The 401-nt window shown below is 56.4% G+C and carries 1 pseudogene; it reads right to left on the bottom strand.

From position 1 onward, the window contains the following. Positions 1–33 precede the first annotated feature (33 nt). Positions 34–401: pseudogene (locus OSC10802_RS43505) on the bottom strand (hypothetical protein); the annotation flags it as partial.

Raw genomic sequence — 401 nt, 5'->3', positions numbered from 1 at the left:
CAACAGAATTCAGGACAGTCTAATTAACTCTAATTAACTCAAGCGCTTGGCGTAGTAGCGCAATCCGCCTCCGGGAATGACGAGCGAGTCTTGGCGCTTATCGGGGGTGATGTCTGGCACTTCTCCCGCCATCAGCTGAAAAATGTCCTTGGCTTGCATTTCCATCAGCCACTTGTTGAACATCTCGCGGCTAACCCGCTCCCCAATTTCCCGCCGCATCCGGTAAATCGGCACCAGATCGTCCAGGTTGTAGTCCCGGTTCAGCCGGTCATACACCTCCAGCCCCACCGGCTCAAACTCCTCATAAGACGAGATTGCCGGCACCACCGGCTTCCCTTCACCCGCCGGCACACTCACCGCACCGTCCATCTTCCGAATCCACTTCAGCAGCGCATTCGCCA

This window comes from Kamptonema formosum PCC 10802, from assembly GCF_000332335.1.
Classification (GTDB): Bacteria; Cyanobacteriota; Cyanobacteriia; order Cyanobacteriales; family Oscillatoriaceae; genus Oscillatoria.
The sequence above is the reverse complement of the archived record's forward strand: the minus strand, read 5'-3'. Positions and strand labels throughout refer to the sequence as shown.